The organism is Streptomyces collinus Tu 365 (assembly GCF_000444875.1).
Lineage (GTDB): Bacteria > Actinomycetota > Actinomycetes > Streptomycetales > Streptomycetaceae > Streptomyces > Streptomyces collinus_A.
On record NC_021985.1, the window covers coordinates 430,364 to 446,094 of the forward strand.

Genomic DNA, 15,731 nt, shown 5'->3' on the forward strand with positions numbered 1-15,731 from the left:
CGCCGATGCTATTCACCATCCGAGGCGTTGTCCACCTCGATTTTCCGGGACAATTCCCGGAGCTATTTCGATTTTTTTGACACACCTGATCAGGCAAGGTCCTCTGAGGGCCACGCCGAAATGGATGACTAATTCGCCGGTCGGCTGAGTCGGCTGCCTATTCCCCCTCGCTCATTCGCGTAACCACGAGATCGGCGAGAGCCTGCGGAGTGGGGCATTCATAGAGCACGTCCGCCGGCCATTCCAGACCGGTCAGTGTGCCCAGATGATCACGCAGCTCCAGTGCGGTGACCGAGGAAAGTCCCAGATCGAAGAAGTCGTCGGCGGGGTCGATCCCGGCGCCCGAGTCGTGCCCCAGCACGGCCGCTGCCAGCCCCCGCACTCCGGTCAGGACCTCGGCGTCCCACCGGTCGCGGGGCAGCTCCGCCAGCGCCGCCCGCAGTCCACCGGCCGGAGCGGAACCGGTGGCGTGGCCCGGGGGTTCGACGCGCCGGGCCGGCCCGGGCACCGCCTCGTCCTCGTACTCGGCGACGAAGACCTCGTCCCCGTACTCGGCCACGAACACCCCCTCCGGCCGGATGCGGGCCGCGCTGTACCCCTGTCCGATCACGGCGCACAGCCGGGCCCGGGCCACGGCGTCCGTCTCCGGCGGAAGGTCGACGACATGATCCGCGACCGGCGGCGGCGAGCCGTCCCGGGTGAGAACCCACAACGGCACCCCGGGTGGCACGGCCGGCTCCGCGCCGGGCAGGGCGATCACCAGATCGGGGTGCTGTGCGCCATCGCCCGTCACCCGGGCACCGTGTCTGGCCAGCGCCCCGGCGAGGGCATCGGTCAGATCCGGGTCGCCGTCGGGGGGCGGCACCAGCGCCACGGCCAGGTCCAGGACCGGGGGCGCGGCGTCCGGGACCGGTCGCCACCGCACCGGTCGCCGTGCCGCACCGGCACCGGACCGCAACCGTGCGACGGCGGCGAGAACCTGGAGCGGCGTCTCGTCACCCCGCAGACCGAGCATGCTCAGCGCCGCCTCCGGGTCACTGGAGCCCAGGACCGACCAGAGAGCGTCGCGGGTGGGCTGGGGCGGTGCGGCGGGGGTCGGTGGGAGCGGGGCCGGAGCGGAGGGCTGCGGTACCGGGCCCGAGGGCTGCTGTCGCGGGGTGGGCCAGTAGCGCCGCGGCTGGAACGCGTAGTGCGGCAAGGGGTGGCGTCGTGGTGGGTGGTCCGTGTGTACGGCCTGCCAGTCGACGTGTACGCCGTGCGTGTGCAGGGTGCCGAGCGCGTCGAGGGCGGCCCGGGTGTCGTCGCGGTCCCGCCTGGCCAGGGCCACCGCGGGACCCGGTGCCGCGGGCAGGCAGGGGCGTACGGCCGGGGCGAGCACCGCGTCCGGGCCCAGTTCGAGGAACGTGGTGCCCCCCGTCCGGTCCGCCTCCTGCACCGCGTCGAGGAAGCGGACGGAGCCGCGGAGCTGGTCCACCCAGTACGCCGACGAGATCATCTTCTCCTCGGTCCGCACCGTGGAGACGATCGGGATCCGGGGCTGCTGGAACGTGACCGTCTCGGCGACCGACCGGAACTCGGCGAGCGCCGGTTCCACCCGGGCCGAGTGGAACGCCGTCCCGACCCGCAGCCGGCGGGTGCGATGCCCGCGATCGGACAGCACGCCGGCGACCTCCAGGACGGCGTCCTCGTCCCCGGAGAGCACGACCGCGTCCGGGCCGTTCACCGCGGCGATCGACACCCGGTCGGCGTACCCGGCCAGCAGCGGCAGGACCACCGCCTCGGCGGCCCGTACGGACACCATCGCGCCGCCGGCCGGCAGACCCGCCATGGCCCGGCCACGGGCGGCCACGAGCGTGGCGGCGTCGTCGAGCGTGAGCATGCCTGCCAGGTACGCCGCGGACAGCTCGCCGATCGAGTGGCCGATCAGCATCTCCGGCCGCAGCCCCCAGGCGGTGATCAGCCGGAACTGGGCCACCTGGAGGGCGAAGAGGGCGGGCTGCGTGTACTCCGTGCGGTCGAGCAGGCCGCCGTCGCCCCACACCACGTCGCGCAGCGGGGTGTCCGACGTGAAGTGCGCGCTCACCTCGTCGAAGGCCCGCGCGTACTCGGGGAACGTCTCGTACAGCCCGCGCCCCATCCCGGGCAGCTGGCTGCCCTGACCGGTGAAGAGCAGGACCAGCCGGTGCCGCGCGGCGGTGGCGCGGAGCACGCCCGGCCCGGGGTTCCCCTCGGCGAGGGCGGTGAGCGCTGACCGCAGCGCGGTCTCGTCCCGGCCGGTGACCATGGCCCGGTGCTTGTGGACGGCACGGGCGGTGGCGAGTGCGTACGCCACCGCCGGCGGATCCGCGGCGGCGGTGGCCGTCAAGCGGGCGGCCTGCTCGCGCAACGCCGCCTCGGACCGTGCCGACAGCAGCCACGGCACCCCGTCGAGGACCGGCCGTTCCCCCTCCCGCACGTCCGGCTCCGGGGGCGCCTCCTCGATCACCACGTGCGCGTTGGTGCCGCTGATCCCGAACGAGGACACCCCCATGCGCCGCGGCTCCTCGCGTCGCGGCCAGGGCTGCGCCGAGGCCAGCAGCGCCACGTCGCCCGCGGTCCAGTCCACGTGCGGGGACGGCTCGTCGATGTGCAGACTGCGCGGCAGCACACCGTGCCGCAGCGCCAGCACCGCCTTGATCACCCCGGCCACACCGGCCGCGGCCTGGGTGTGCCCGACGTTGGACTTGACCGAGCCGAGCCACAGCGGGCGCGGGCGGTCGCGGCCGTACACCGCGAGCACCGCCTGCGCCTCGATGGGATCGCCGAGAACGGTGCCCGTGCCGTGCGCCTCCACCGCGTCCACGTCGGCCGGACCCAGCCCGGCGGCGGTCAGCGCCGCCCGGATCACCCGCTCCTGGGCCGGACCGTTCGGGGCGGTGAGTCCGTTGCTGGCCCCGTCGGAGTTGACCGCGCTGCCGCGCAGCACGGCCAGCACCTGGTGACCGTGCTCGCGGGCCCGCGACAGCCGCTCGACCAGGACCACGCCGACGCCCTCGCCCATGCCGGTGCCGTCGGCGGCCGCGGCGAACGGTTTGCACCGGCCGTCCGCGGCGAGCCCGCGCTGGCGGCTGAACTCCACGAACACCGCGGGCGTGGCCAGTACGGTGACCCCGCCGGCGAACGCCAGGTCGCACTCTCCGGCCCGGATCGCCTGTGCGGCCAGGTGCAGGGCGACGAGCGACGACGAGCAGGCGGTGTCCACGGTGACGGCCGGCCCTTGCAGCCCGAAGGTGTACGCCACCCTCCCGGACAGCACACCGCCGCCGACGCCCGGCGCGAGGAACCCCTCGGCAGCGGCTCCCTCCAGCAGCCGGCCGTAGTCCTGGTACATGGCGCCCATGAACACGCCGGTACCGGTGCCGCGCAGCGTGTCCGGGTCGACGCCGGCGTCCTCGCACGTCTCCCAGACGGTCTCCAGCAGCAGCCGCTGCTGCGGGTCCATCGCCACGGCCTCCCGCGGCGACACCCCGAAGAAGGCGGCGTCGAACTCGGCCACGCCGGAGACGAACCCGCCGGACCGGGCGTACGAGGTGCCGGGCGCGTCCGGGTCCGGGTCGTGCAGTTCCGCGAGGGGCCAGCCGCGGTCGTCCGGGAACGGCACGATCGCGTCCCGTTCGCAGACCAGCAGGTCCCACAGGTCGTCCGGGCCGCGGACGCCGCCGGGCAGCCGGCAGCCGATGCCGACCACCACCACCGGGTCGTCCGCGGTGCCGACGGCCACCGGGGCGGCGCTCGGCCGCTCCGCGCCGGCCAGGCGCTCGCCGAGGTGCCGGGCCAGCGCGGCCGGGTTGGGGTGGTCGAACACGAGCGTGGCCGGCAGCCGCATCCCGGCGGCCCCGGCGAGCCGGTTGCGCAGCTGCACCGCGCTGAGCGAGCCGAACCCGGCGTCCTTGAACGCCCGATCCGGGTCGATCATGTCGGGTGAGGCGTACCCCAGCACGGCGGCGGCGTGCCCCAGCACCAAGTCGAGCAGTACCCGGTGCCGGTCGGCCGGGCTCCTGCCGGCGAGCCGGGCCGCCAGCTCGGAGTCAGCGGCGGCGCCACGGGTGGCCGTACGCCGGGCCGGCGCCCCGGCGAGGGCCCGCACGGCCTGCGGCACGGCGTCGCCACCGGCCCGCAGTGCGGCCAGGTCGAGCCGGATCGGCACGAGCACCGGCTCGGCCACGGTCAGGGCGGCGTCCAGCGCGGCGAGAGCGGCGTCGCGTGGCAGCGGCGGGAACCCGGAGCGGCGGAACCGGGCCAGGTCGGCGCCGCCGGTCATGGTGCTCTCGTCGGCCCACAGGCCCCAGGCCAGCGAGACACCGGGCAGCCCGGCGGTCCGGCGTATCCGGGCCAGCGCGTCCAGGGCGGCGTTGGCCGCGGCGTAGTTCGCCTGGCCGAGACCGCCGAGCACGCCCACCGCGGAGGAGAACAGGACGAGCCGGGCCCGGGGCAGCAGTTCGTGCAGGAGCCAGGCCGCGTCGACCTTGGGACGCAGCACCCGGGCCAGCCGCTCCGGTGTGAGGTCGGCGACCAGTCCGTCGTCGAGCACCCCCGCGGCGTGCACCACGGTGTGGATGTCGGTCGTGGCGGATAGCGCGGTCAGCTCCGCCCGGTCCGCGACGTCGCACGCCACCAGGGAGACGTGCGCACCGGCGGCGGTCAGCTCCGCGGCCAGGGCGGCGGCCTGGGGTGCCCGCGGCCCCCGCCGGCTCGCCAGCACCACATCACGGACGCCCAGGTCGTGCACGAGATGCCGGGCGACGATCCCGCCGAGCGTGCCGGAGGCACCGGTCACCAGGACGGTGCCGAGGTCGCCGACCGGCTCACCCGCCGGGGGCACCCGGACCAGCCGGAGCTCCCGCGCGGTGCCGGCGGCGAGGCCCGTCTGCGGCCCGCCCGCGGCCAGCGCGGCCGGCACCGCCGCGACCGTGGCGTCGTCGGCGTCGGCGAGGTCGAGCACCGCGAAGCGGTCCGGGTGTTCCGACTCGGCACAGCGCACCAGCGCCGCGGTCGCGGCCTCACCGGGATCGTCGAGGATCCGCCGGGTCACCACGACCAGGGTGGAGGTGGCCCGGCGTTCGTCGGCCAGCCACTCCTGCACCAGGGCGAGCGCGCGCTCGGCGGCCGCGGCGGGTGGACCGGACGGGGCCGGGACCAGAACGTAGGGCGCGGCGTCGGCACTCGGCGGCACCCGCAGCAAGCGGGCGAGGGCGGGATCGGGGACCGCGTACCCGGCGGCGGGACCGTCCGGCAGCGTCCGCGGCGTCCACTGCGGAAGCAGCAGGTCGCCGCGGTCCGGCAGGCCGAGCGCGCCGTCCGGGAGCGGGCTGAGCACCAGGGACCGCACCGACGCGACCGGCGTCCCCGCCGGGTCGGTCAGCTCGATGCGGACCACGCCGTCCCGGACGCCGGTGAGCGTGGCCCGGACGGTGTCCGCGCCCACGGCGTGCACCTGGACCCCGGTCCACTCGAACGGCAGCGCGGGCCGGTCCCGCGCCCCGGTGGGGAGGTCTCCGAGCGCCAGCGGGTGCAGACAGGCGTCCAGCAGGGCGGGGTGGATGCCGAACCCGCCCGGCTCGGCGCCGGGCAGGGCGACCTCGGCGTACAGGTCCCCGGCCCGGTCGCGCCACAGTCCGCGGACGCCACGGAAGATCGGCCCGTACCGGAGTCCGGCGCCGTCCAGCCGGGCGTACAGCTCGTCCACGTCGAGCGGCTCGGCGCCCGCCGGTGGCCATGCGGTCGCCGCGCGCGGCGGTGGGTCGCCGACGGGTGCGAGGGCGGCGGTGGCGTGCGGCGTCCACGCGCCGGCGCCGACCCGGCCCTGCACGGTCACGTCCCGTGACCCGTCCGTACCGGGCTCGCCGGCCTCGATCCGCAGCCGGACCTCGGCGTCCTCGGGCACCACGACCGGGGCGAGAAGGGTCAGCTGCTCGATCACCGGGCAACCGGCCTCGTCACCGGCCCGGGACACCAGGTCCACCATGGCGGCGCCGGGGAGCACGACATGCTCCTCGACGGTGTGTTCGGACAGCCACGGGTGGGTGGCGGCCGACAGCCGGCCGGTCAGCACGAGCCGGTCGGCCCCGGGCACGGCGGCTCGCAGGACCGGGTGCTCGACGGCGTCCAGGCCCAGGGCGGACGGGTCGCCGCCGCCGGCCGGCAGCCAGTACCGCTCGGTCACGAACGCGGTGGTGGGCAGTTCGACCGGCCGGGCCCCGGGCCACACGGCGGACCAGTCCGGGCGGACGCCCTGCACGTGCAGCTGCGCCAGCGCCCGGACCAGCTGATCGGGTCCGCCCTCGTCACGGCGCAGCGTGTGCAGGACGGCGACCTCGGCGCCGATCTCGTCCAGGGTCTCCTGGGCACCGGTGGTCACCACCGGGTGCGGGCTGACCTCCAGCAGCGTGGTGCAGCCGTGCCCGGCGAGTGCGGTGACCGCCTCGTCGAAACGGACCGGCTCGCGGAGGTTGCGGTACCAGTAGTCGGCGTCGAAGGCGTCGTCGCCGTCGATCCACCGGCCCTCGACCGAGGAGAAGAAAGGGACGGCCGGCGGGCGCGGGGTCACCGGGGCGAGCGCGGTGCGGACCCTGTCCCGTACGCGCTCCACGTGCGCGCTGTGCGACGCGTAGTCCACGTCGACCCGGCGGGCCCGTACGCCCTCGGTCTCCAGCTCGGCGAGCAGCTCGTCCAAGGCGTCGGCGTCACCGGAGACCACGGCCGAGGAGGTGCCGTTGACGGCGGCCAGGGACAGCCGCCCGGTCCAGGCGTGCAGACGTTCGCGGACCTGCTCGGCGGGCAGCGCCACCGACATCATGCCGCCGAGGCCGGACAGCTCCACCAGCGCCTGGCTGCGCAGCGCCACCACCCGGGCGGCGTCCGGCAGGGTCAGCGCACCGGCGACGTGCGCGGCGGCGATCTCCCCCTGGCTGTGGCCGGCGACCGCGGCCGGGGTGACGCCCACCGAACGCCACACCTCGGCCAGAGCCACCATCATCGAGAACAGCACCGGCTGCACGACGTCGACCCGGTCGTGGTCCTGCTCGCCGCGCAGCACGGCGGTCAGCTCGAAGTCGACGTACGGCGCGAGGGCGGCCTCGCACTCGGCGATCCGGTCCCGGAAGACCGGGCTGCTCTGCAGCATCCGTACCGCCATGTTCCGCCACTGCGATCCTTGGCCGGGGAAGAGGAAGGCCACCGGGCCGGGCGCCCCGGTGACGCCCTCCACCACCGCCGGTGACGGCCGTCCGGCGGCGATGTCGGCGAGACCGGCCAGCAGTTCGGCACGGTCGTCGGCGCAGACCACGGCCCGGTACTCGTGCCCGGTCCGCGTCGTGACCAAGGACGACGCGATGTCCCGCCGGTCCTGGTCGGGCCGGGCGCCGAGATCGGCGGCGAGCGCGGCGGCCTGGGCGCGCAGCCCGGCGGGCGACCGGCCGGACACGGCCCAGGCAGCCGGCCACGACGCCGCGGGCTCGCTGCCGGGTGCCGGGGTGGCCGCCGCGGGCTCCTCGAGGATGACGTGCGCGTTGGTGCCGCTGACACCGAAGGACGAGACGGCCGCTCGGCGCGGTTCGTCGCCGGCCGGCCACGGCACCGGCTCGGCGAGCAGCTCGACCGATCCGGCCGACCAGTCCACGTAGGGCGTGGGCCGGTCCATGTGCAGCGTGCGGGGCAGCTCCCCGTGCCGCATGGCCATCACGACCTTGATGATCCCGGCGACGCCGGCCGCGGCCTGGGTGTGCCCGAGGTTGGACTTGATCGAGCCCAGCCGCAGCGGTCGCGGGCGGTCGCCGCCGTACACCGCGAGCACCGCCTGCGCCTCCACCGGGTCACCCAGCGGGGTGCCGGTGCCGTGCGCCTCCACCACGGCGACCTGGGCCGGGGTGAGGCCGGCGTCGACCAGGGCGTCCTGGATCACGCGGCACTGCGCGGGGCCGTTCGGGGCGGTCAGGCCGTTGCTGGCCCCGTCGGAGTTGACGGCGACGCCGCGGACGATCGCCTGGACCCGGCGGCCGGCCGCCTCCGCGGCGGAGCGCCGTTCCAGCACCAGCACGCCGACGCCCTCGGACCAGGCGGTGCCGTCGGCGGCCGCCGCGAACGGCTTGCACCGCCCGTCCGGTGCGAGCCCGCGCTGCCGGCTGAACTCGACGAACGCGCTCGGCGTGGCCATCACGGTGACCCCGCCGACCAGCGCCATGTCGCATTCGCCGCGTTGCAGGGCACGGACCGCCTGGTGCAGCGCGACCAGCGACGACGAGCACGCGGTGTCCACGGTGACGGCCGGGCCGCGCAGCCCGAGCTGGTAGGCGACCCGCCCGGACACGACGCTGCCACCGCCCTGGGCGCCCTGGTAGTCGTGGTGCATCACCCCGGTGAAGACCCCGGTACGGGTGTCCCGCAGCGCCGCCGGGTCGAGACCGGCCCGCTCCACCGCCTCCCACGAGGTCTGCAGGATCAGCCGCTGCTGCGGGTCGGTGTACAGCGCCTCCTTCGGTGAGATACCGAAGAAGCCGGCGTCGAAGGCCGCGGCGTCGTGCAGGAAGCCGCCCTCCCGGACCGTGGATGTTCCGGGGTGGTCGGGGTCGGGGTGGTACAGCCCGTCCACGTCCCAGCCGCGGTCGCGGGGGAACCCGGTGATGCCGTCGCGGCCCTCGGCCACCAGCGACCAGAGGTCCTCGGGCGACTCCACGCCGCCCGGGTAGTGGCAGGCCATGCCGACCACGGCGATCGGCTCACCGGACCGGCTCTCCACCTCGCGCAGCCGCCGACGGGTGACCTGCAGCTCCGCGGTGACACGGCGCAGGTAGTCACGGAGTTTGTCCTCACTGCTCATCGGTCCTCCTGACCCCGTACGGGGCTGCCCAGCTCGGCGTCGATCAGGGCGAACACCTCGTCGTCGGTTGCGGCGGCGAACAGGTCCGGCGGTGCCTCGGGCGTCGCCGGGCTCAGGGCGGTGAGCAGCCCACGCACCCGTTCGACCACCCGGTCGCGGAACACCTCGTCGGTGGCCGCCTCGGTCAGACCGGCGGCCAGGCGGTCGAAGTCGGCGAACAGCGCCGGCAGGTCGTCGGCACCGCCGGTGCCGCCGTCGAACCGCCCGGCGAGGTGCTCCACCAGATCAGCGGGGGTGGGATGGTCGAAGACGAGGGTCGCCTCCAGCGTCAGGCCGAGCGCCGCGCCGAGGCGGTTGCGGAACTCCACCGAGCTCAGCGAGTCGAACCCCAGCTCCTGGAAGGAGCGCCCCGGATCGATCGCGGCGGCACCGGCGTAGCCGAGCACGGCCGCGGCCTCGCCGCGGACCAGGCCCGACAGCCTGGCGCGCAGCTCCGCGGATCCCAGCCCGGCCAGGCCCGCGTCGGATACGACGGCCGGTGCGGCACTCAGCAGGCCGCGCAGTACGGGGGGTACGGCCGCGGGGGTGCCCGGGGCCAACCGCAGCGCGACCACCTCGGGCTCCGTACCGGCCAGCGCGGCGTCCAGCAGGCGCAGTCCCGCCTCGACCGTCAGCCCGGCGAGGCCGGCGCGGGCCAGCCGTTCGCGGTCGGCGGTCATGCCGTCGTCGAGGTCCCATGGCCCCCAGGCCACCGAGACCGCTCGGCCGCCCGCCGCGACCCGGTGCCGGGCCAGCGCGTCGAGATAGGCGTTGGCCGCGGCGTAGTTGCCCTGGCCGGGCCCGCCGAGCACACCGGCCGCCGAGGAGAAGAGCACCAGCTCGGCCTCGGGCAACAGCTCGTGCAGGTGGTGGGCGCCGGCGGCCTTGGCCCGCCACACGGTCTCCAGCCGGTCGGCGTCCAGCGCGGTCACCACACCGTCGTCGAGCACCCCGGCGGCGTGCACCACCATGCTGATCGTCCGGTCGGCGAGCAGCGCGGCCAGCGCATCCCGGTCACCGACGTCGCAGGCGACCGGCTCGATCCGCGCGCTCAGATCGCGGAGCCCGGTGGGGACGCGGCCACTGCGGCTGACCAGGAGCACGTCGGTGAATCCGTGCCGGGCGACCAGGTGACGCACCACCGGGCCGGCGAGGCCACCGCTGCCCCCGGTGACGAGCAGCGTGCCCGGCCGGCGCGGGGGCGGCGCGTCGGTGGCCGGGGCGCGTACGAGGCGGGCCGCCAGCACCCGCCCGTCGCGGACGGTCAGCTGCGGCTCGCCGGTGGCCAGGGCATGCGGCAGGACCTCCACCGCGTCCGCCCCGGACAGCTCGACGAGTGAGAAGCGGCCGGGGTGCTCGGACTGCGCCGAGCGCAGCAGTCCCCATGCGGCGGCCGTGGCCGGGCCCGGGTCCATGGTGACGAAGACCAGGTGGGCGTCGCCGAAGCGGCTCTCGCCGAGCCAGTGCCGCGCCTGTTCAAGGACGTCACGGGTCAGCTCGAACGCGGCGGACGCCGACGTCCCCGTCGCGGCGACCGGCACGATCACCACCTCGGCGGGTCCGGTCAGCGCCGCCGCGGTGTCCGCGCGGGTCACGGTCACGCCCGCGGCGGTGAGCGCGGCGCCGACGCCGTCCCGGTCGGGGCCCACGACGGCGTACCGGCCGGGTGAGCCGGGACGGACGTCGTCGAGGGGCACCCAGTCGACGCGGTACAGGGGGTCTGCCGAGGCTCCGGCGGGGCGCAGGGTCACCGCGTCCACCGAGGCCACCGGCCCGCCGGCGGCATCGGTGAGCCGCACGGACACGACACCGGGGCGGACCGGGGCGACGCAGGCCCGCGCGGCGACCGCGCCGCTCGCCGCGGCCCGGATCCCGGACCAGGCGAACGGCAGGTGAACCCGGCCGTCCGGGACGAATCCGCCGAGCGCCACCGTGTGCAGCGCCGCGTCCAGGAGAACGGGGTGCACGGCGTACGGGCCGGCGTCACCGCCGGGCACGGTGACGTCGGCGTACACGGTGTCGCCGGCCCGCCAGGCGCGGCGCAGCCCCTGGAACGCGGGACCGTAGCCGGGCAACCGGTCGTAGAGGCCGGTGAGGTCGAGCTCCTCGGCGTCGCCGGGCAGCGGGGGCGGTCCGGTCACGGCGCCACCGGCGGGGGCGAGTGCTCCGGTCGCGTGCCGGGTCCAGCCCGGTTCTCCGGCAGCGCGGGCGTGCACCTCGAAGGCGCATCGCCCGTCGTCACCGGGCAGGGCCGCGGTGAGCCGCAGGTCGGTGTCGCCGAACGGCAGCGGCGCCTCGATCACCAGCTCGGCCACGACCGGCCGGCCGAGCCGGGCGCCGGCCCGCAGGGCCAGGTCGGCGAAGAACGTCCCGGGCACCAGCGTGGTCCCGTCGACGGCGTGGTCGGCCAGCCAGCCGTGGCCGTCCCGCGAGATCCTGGCCGGCAGCACATGCCCGCCGGGCAGTTCCATCAGGTCGGCCCGCACCCGGCCCGGGTCCGTGCCGGTGGTCACCCAGTGCCGGTCCCGGGCGAACGGGTATCCGGGCAGCGACAGTCGGCGTGCTCGCGCCGGCATCGGCGGGGTGATCTCGGCCCCGGTGACCCAGGCGGCGGCGAGCGCGTCGAGGTCGTCACCGGTCACCGCCGCGGCCGGTTTCCGCCGGCGGCCGCGATGGCAGCCGACCCCGGTGCGCAACGCCGTCAGCAGTTCGGCGGTGGTCGTGGCCACGACGGCGAGCCGCTCGTCCAGGTGCTCACGCCCGGACCACAACGTGTACGCCAGCGCCGCCGGGTCCACCGCGACGGCCGCCGTGCGCAGGGCGGCGGCCAGGGCATCGGCGGTGGTCTCTCCGTCGATCACGGGGCGGGTCCCGAACACCTCCTGGACGCGGTGGGCGAGGTCGGCCAGTTGCGGGAAGTCCAGGCCCAGTTCGGCGAACGGCTCGTCGGGCCGTGCCGCGGTCGCACCGACCTCGGTCACCAGCGCGGTCACGGTCGCGGCCACGTCCTCGCCGGTGCCCTCCAGGTGGGTCACCAGCCGGGCCACGCTCTCGTCGAGGCGGGCGGTGTCCCGGGCGGACACCACGAACAGCCGCGGCTCGGCCGGTTCCGGCACGGCCGGCGGCGCCGGCCACTCGGCGAGGACGACGTGCGCGTTGGCCCCGCCCGCACCGAAGGAGCTGATCGCCGCGGTCCGCGGCACGTCCGCGCGTCCCGGCCACGGCGCCCGTTCGCGCTGTACCCGGAACCGTGCGGTCTCCCACCGCACCGCGCTGGTCAGCGGGTCGGCGTGCAACGACGGCACGAGTTCCCGATGGCGCAGTTGAAGTACGACCTTGGTGAGCGCCGCGACGCCGGCCGCGGACTCCAGGTGCCCGATGTTCGACTTGACCGATCCGATCGGCCAGGGACCCGGGCCGGCGCCGATCCGGTCGAAGGCCTCCTCCAGCGCGGCGACCTCGATCGGGTCGCCGAGGCTGGTGCCGGTGCCGTGCGCCTCCAGGTAGCCGAGGTGGGCGGGGTCGACCGCGGCCCGGCGCAGCGACCCTGCGATCAGGGCGGCCTGCGATGCCGGGTTCGGCACGGAGAACCCGGCGGTGCGGCCGCCGTGGTTGACCGCGGTACCGCGGATGACGGCGTGGACGTGGTCGCCGTCGCGCAGCGCGTCGCGCAGCGGGCGCAGCAGCACCACGCCGACTCCCTCGCCGGGCACGTAGCCGTCCCCGCCCTCACCGAAGGCGCGGCAACGCCCGTCGGTGGACAGGAAGGAGGACTGGCTCAGCAGCAGGTACTTGTTCGGGTGCACGGCCAGGTTGACGCCACCGGCCAGGGCCGCCTCGCACTCCCCCCGGCGGATGGCCTCGACGGCCAGGTGCAGCGCGGTCAGCGAGGACGAGCACATGCTGTCCAGGGCGATGCTCGGTCCGCGCAGGTCCAGGAAGTACGACACCCGGTTGGCGATGGACGCGCTGAACGACGAGGGCACCGGGCCCGGCTCCGGGCCGACGCCGTAGAGCTGGTACTGGTTGTACATCACCCCGGCGAACACCCCGACGGGCCGGCCGCGCCAGGCCGACGGCGCGTGCCCGGCCTCCTCGAACGCGTGCCACGCCTCCTGCAGGAACAGCCGCTCCTGCGGGTCCAGCACGGCCGCCTCGTTCGGCGAGATGTGGAAGAACTCCGCGTCGAACTCGTCCACCCCCGAGAGGAAGCCACCCCATTTGCCGTAGGAGCGTCCGGGCGTCCGGCGGTCTTCGGAGTAGATCGCCGCGTGATCCCATCGATCGGCGGGCACCGTGCTGACGCAGTCACGGCCGTCGCGCAGGTTCGCCCAGAACTCGTCGAGGTCGCGGGCCATCGGGTAGCGGCCGCTGATGCCCACCACGGCGATCGCGTCGTCGTCGGGTCCGACCGGCTCGGGGTCCGCCTCCGGCGGGGTGAACTCGGCCGTGATCCGGGCCGCGTGGTCCGCCTCCGGCGGGGTGAACTCGGCCGTGATCCGGGCCGCGTCCCCGTTCAGGACCACGACGTGGGAACGGCCGCTGCCCACGGCCGCCAGCAGCACGTCGACGGCGGCCGGGGTCTGCAGGCTTCGCAGGCCCATCCGGCGCAGCGCGGCGTCATCGACCTGCATGCCGCCTTCCGCCCAGGCCGGCCAGCCCACCGACACGATGTCGCGGCGGGTGCCGGCGAACAGGTCCAGGAACGCGTTCGCGCACGCGTAGTCGGCCTGCCCCGGATTGCCCCAGGTGCCGGCGGTCGACGAGCAGAGCACCAGGAAGTCCAGACTCAGGCGCCGGGTGGCCGCTTCGAGGTGCCGGGCACCGTCGACCTTGGGGGCGAGCACGGCCCGAACGTCATCGGCGCGCTTCCCCGCCAGCAATCCGTCACGCAGCACGCCGGCGGCGTGCACCACCCCGTGCAGCACGCCGAAGCGGTCCACCGCGGTGCGCACCGCCCGGTCGACGTCGTCCGCACGGGTCACGTCCGTCACCAGGGTGACCACCTCGGCGCCGAGGGCTGTCAGCTCGGCGGTGACGGACGGATCGGCCGGGGTGCGGCCGACCAGGACGAGCCGGGCGTGTACCGACCGGGCCAGGTGCCGGGCCAGGGCCAGCCCGACCCCGCCGAGCCCTCCGGTGATCAGGTAGACCCCGCGCTCTCGCAGCGACGCCCTGTCCGCCGGTGCCGGCATGGGCCGGGCGAGCCGGATCCGGCGGGTGCCGTGCGCGTAGCACACCTCCACGTCGGGGGCCCCGGCGGCCAGCTCGGCCAGCGCGTCGGCCCGGCGTGGCGAACGGACCACCGCGGCCCGAACGCCCGGGTGCTCCCGCACCGCGGTGCGGAGCAGACCGGCGAGAGCGATCACCGGCGCGTCGTCGTCCTCGACGTGGCAGACCAGCCGCAGGGTGCTGCGTCCCGCGCGGATCGCGGCCGCCAGGAACTCGCTCAGCGCGACCGCTTCACCGGTGAGGTCGGCAGGATCGGCGGGCTGCCACAGCACAGCGGCCGCGGCGGTGTCCGCGAGCGCGGACGGCCAGTCCGCCCGGGTGTGCGCACCGGCCGTGACCCAGTGCGCCGAGGGGGCTCCGGGCGGCAGCGTGGCCGGCTGCCAGGACGTCTCGAACCACACCGTCTCGGCGGGTACCTCGGTCTCGGCGGTCGACGGGGTCCCGGCGGTCGTCTCCGTCACGGCGGTCGCCGCGGTCACCGGTTCCGCCGGCGGGGCCGCCACGACCTCGTACCGTCGCAGGTGTGCGGCCAGCAGGGTGAACGTGTTGTGCTCGAACAGCAGGGTCGGGGAGAAGTCGACGCCGAAGACCCGTTCCAGGTCGGCAGCGATCCCCAGCAGCGCCGTCGAGTCGAGGCCGAGCTCGTAGAACCCGGCCGTCTCGTCGAAGTCGGCGCGGCCGGTCCTCGCCTCGATCAGGTCCCGGACGATCCGGTCGGCGTCCTGCGCCGCCGGGGTGCGTACCTCGAGGCGGGTGATCGCCGCGGCGTCCCGGATCCGTTTGGAGGTCAGGCCGTGCAGCCAGGCGATGACGGTTCCGTCCGGGGCGTGGAACTCCAGGTCACACGTGGTCAGATCGCCGTCGGGCCCGGCCTGGCGCGGCGGGGCGGCGTGCACCAGGGTCCGCGAGCCCAGCGGTCCCGCGGCCCGCACCGATTCGATCAGCATCGGGATGTACGGGCGTGCCCCGTCGCCCGGCACGGCCTCGGCGAACTGGGTGGGCAGCAGCGTCGAGGAGTCCAGCGCCGCCGGATGGAGGTGGAAGTACTCGGCGTACTCGGCGGCCTGGGCGCTCAGCGAGAGGTCCGCGAGCAGTTCGTCCGGTCCGGCGTGCAGGGTGCCGAGGGCCCGCATGAACTCGCCGTGCTCGATACCGGTGGCGCGGACGGTCGTGTACAGGTCGGCCATGTCGACGCTCCGCCGTGCGGTGGCGCGCAGGGCCTCCAGGTCCCGCCGGCGGTGCGGGAACGGCAGGCCCGGGTACAGCCGGCAGTCCAGGACCGGTTCGCTCTGCCCCGAGGGGCGGCGGGTGCCGCTGACCGACACCCGGAAGTGCCCGTCGTCGCGGGCGAAGCGCAGCGTCAGCTCGGTGTCGAAGTCCGGCCCGGCGGCGACGGGGTTGCGGAACAGCACACGGCGCAGCTCGACACCGCCGGGATCCGCCCCCCGGGCTCGCACCACCCGCAGGATGATGTCGAGCAGCGACACCCCGGGCAGGATCCGGGTGCCGTGGACACGGTGGTCGCGCAGCACCGGGTCGCTGCCCCGGATCACGACGGTGCAGGTCAGCCCGTCCAAGGAGTCCATCAGGTTCTCTTCCCCGCGCA

Annotated in this window: 1 protein-coding gene and 1 pseudogene; both read right to left on the bottom strand. The window is 75.7% G+C overall.

The features are described 5' to 3' along the window. Positions 1-157 precede the first annotated feature (157 nt). A pseudogene (locus B446_RS01635) lies at positions 158-8,848 on the bottom strand (SDR family NAD(P)-dependent oxidoreductase); the annotation flags it as partial. A 2-nt stretch (positions 8,849-8,850) separates the two neighbouring features. Beyond that, positions 8,851-15,711, bottom strand: a complete 6,861-nt coding sequence (locus tag B446_RS01640; RefSeq protein WP_020937653.1) for an SDR family NAD(P)-dependent oxidoreductase — start codon at positions 15,709-15,711, stop codon at positions 8,851-8,853. Positions 15,712-15,731 lie beyond the last annotated feature (20 nt).